A 2,282-nucleotide genomic window follows, 5' to 3' on the forward strand; every position below is an offset into this window, starting at 1 on the left:
TTACCGGCGTACTCGAAATCGGAAAAGCTCATCTGACTCATGGGAAGGAGGGCTTGTAGAGGGCTGTTGGACAGAGGGCTATTTCAGCACAGGTCAGATGGCCTGTGCTGACTTGTTCGGAGTTTCCTTAATCAATCAAACCCCCCAGGCTAGCGTTGCTGATCGATATTTACGCGCTGCTCTCCATCCTCAGGAGCGCTTGGCTCCTGCAAATCCGCTTGACCGCAATTTTCAGCCATCGCGCGGTATTCCCTGCGCAGCGCTCGAAGCTCTTTGCTGTCCATATCTTCCAAATCCAAGACAGAACGTTGAGCCGACTTGGTGGCTCGAATCAGCTCGTCCAGCTTCACGTGGATGATGTCGTTATCCCTGTTCTGCGTGTTCTGGATCAGAAACACCATCAGGAAAGTGACGATCGTCGTAGAGGTGTTGATGATGAGCTGCCAGGTGTCGTTGTAGTGGAACCAGGGCCCTGAGATAGCCCATAACCCAATGAGCACCACGGCGATCAAAAATGTACTTGGCTTCCCCGACCGGTTGGCGAGCCATTGGCAGAACTGCGCGAATTTCATGACTTTCTCCTAGGTGTACTAGAACGTAGGACCGTCGTGAGAGCCTGAAATCTTTTTTTACATTTGGTCGGCTAGACAAGTGACATCTGGAGACAGGCTGAACGAGCCGCTTCGGTACCCACTCGAACGCTCACCATCTGAGTTTCAAGGCGTTTGGGTAATGACCTTCATCGTTTGGTTCGCCATGCTGGGCGCAGTGCTCTTGGTCCTAGCCCTGTCATCGTCCTATCTTCGCTGGGCACCGGTTACCACCTCGGTGGTTTGTCTTGGCCTTGGCACCACGCTCGGTTCACCTGCTCTAGGGTTGCTACAGTTGGACCTCTCTAAATCGAGTGGTTGGCTGGAACACCTCACCGAAGTGGCCGTGCTGTTCTCTCTTTTCTTCAGCGGCCTCAAATTGCGTTTGCCACTTCGAAATCCCAGGTGGCGGACAGCGTTCTACCTTGCGGGCCCAGTGCTCGTGCTGTGCATAGGAGGTGTAAGCCTCCTGCTTCATTATGCACTCAACATGAGTTGGGGCGTTTCGGTGCTAATTGGCGCCATTCTCGCCCCCACAGATCCGGTGCTTGCAACCCTCGTGCAGGTGGTAGATGCCCAGGATGATGACCCTGTGCGCTTCGGTTTGTCGGGAGAGGCCGGGTTGAACGACGGTGTGGCCTTTCCCTTCGTAACGCTGGGGCTGCTGTTACAGCGAGATCCCGGGGAGCCGTGGTTCATCCATTGGGTCTTCGGGGATGTGCTATGGGCAGCCTCCGCCGGCGCATTGTGCGGGTATTGGATGGGAAGAGGCCTAGGCAAGCTGACCCTCTACTTGCGCTTGCGCAACGACGACAGCACTGTCTCGCCTAATGATTATCTTGCCCTCGCTCTCGTGGCGCTTGCTTATGTCATCACCGAGGCGATACAGGGTTATGGCTTCCTGGCCGTGTTCGCCGCGGGACTCGGGCTGCGGCAGGCCGAAGTGCTTACTGCTGCGAGTCCTTCAGATCCTGCGGCAGAACATCTGGTGCAGCCGGTGGTGGGTCACCAGCATGTGGCGCCAGAGCTGGCCGTTAAGGGGGATGTCGCAGAGCTCGACGACTCCCGCGTCGCGGCAGGGATCATGCTGGGTGATATGTTGGCGTTTGGCAGCCTGGTTGAGCGAGCAATGGAAGTCTTTCTGGTCACACTCTTGGGTGTGGTGCTGCTGGAGCACTGGGATTGGCAGGGGCTCATCGTAGCGGGCGCACTGTTCTGTATCATCCGACCACTCAGTGTTTTTCTCACCCCTTTGCGCCAAGGTTTGGATGCTCCGCAGCGAGGACTTCTGGGCTGGTTCGGTATCAAGGGAATCGGCAGCCTGTACTATCTCTTCTACGCGATAAATCACGGGCTTCCCCCAAATGCTGCAGCGCAGAGTAGCAACCTGGTTCTGTCAGTCGTTGCGCTGAGCATCTTGGTTCATGGTCTCTCTGTTCAATCTCTCCTGGCACGCTATCAGGCCCGGCGAAAGCGGACGCCTTGATCCTCGACAAAACCTTCTCCTAAAGGTCCAGGAACAGGACATTCTCGGCGGCTGAACTATGCTGGAGAGCTGCCCAAGTGTAAGCGGCCAGCAAACACACCTTCAGAATCTCAGCATTAAGGGCGATGGTGTCCACCTAAAAATACGTGGACACCATCGCCCTTATCGCAAGGATCACCATGCGCCAGCGCACCTCTTATCCAAAA

Annotated in this window: 2 protein-coding genes; one reads left to right on the plus strand and one right to left on the minus strand. The window is 55.9% G+C overall.

Features of this window, described 5'->3' with window-relative positions; translation table 11 throughout:
* Nucleotides 1–149: 149 nt before the first annotated feature.
* Complete coding sequence (locus CQW31_RS30685) at nucleotides 150–572, minus strand: low affinity iron permease family protein (protein WP_009682060.1); 423 nt, start codon at nucleotides 570–572, stop codon at nucleotides 150–152.
* A 160-nt stretch (nucleotides 573–732) separates the two neighbouring features.
* On the opposite strand from CQW31_RS30685, the gene CQW31_RS30690 reads away from it, so the two are divergent.
* Nucleotides 733–2,076 (plus strand): sodium:proton antiporter, encoded by a 1,344-nt coding sequence (locus CQW31_RS30690; protein ID WP_009682061.1) that lies wholly within the window; start codon nucleotides 733–735, stop codon nucleotides 2,074–2,076.
* Nucleotides 2,077–2,282: the final 206 nt, after the last annotated feature.

The sequence above is a fragment of the Pseudomonas sp. 382 genome, assembly GCF_002759075.1.
In the GTDB taxonomy this organism is placed as follows: domain Bacteria; phylum Pseudomonadota; class Gammaproteobacteria; order Pseudomonadales; family Pseudomonadaceae; genus Aquipseudomonas; species Aquipseudomonas vlassakiae.

Coding starts and splice junctions, on each gene's coding strand:
- CQW31_RS30685 (WP_009682060.1), bottom strand. CDS start 572: ATGAAATTCGCGCAGTTCTGCCAATGGCTCGCCAACCGGTCGGGGAAG.
- CQW31_RS30690 (WP_009682061.1), top strand. CDS start 733: ATGACCTTCATCGTTTGGTTCGCCATGCTGGGCGCAGTGCTCTTGGTC.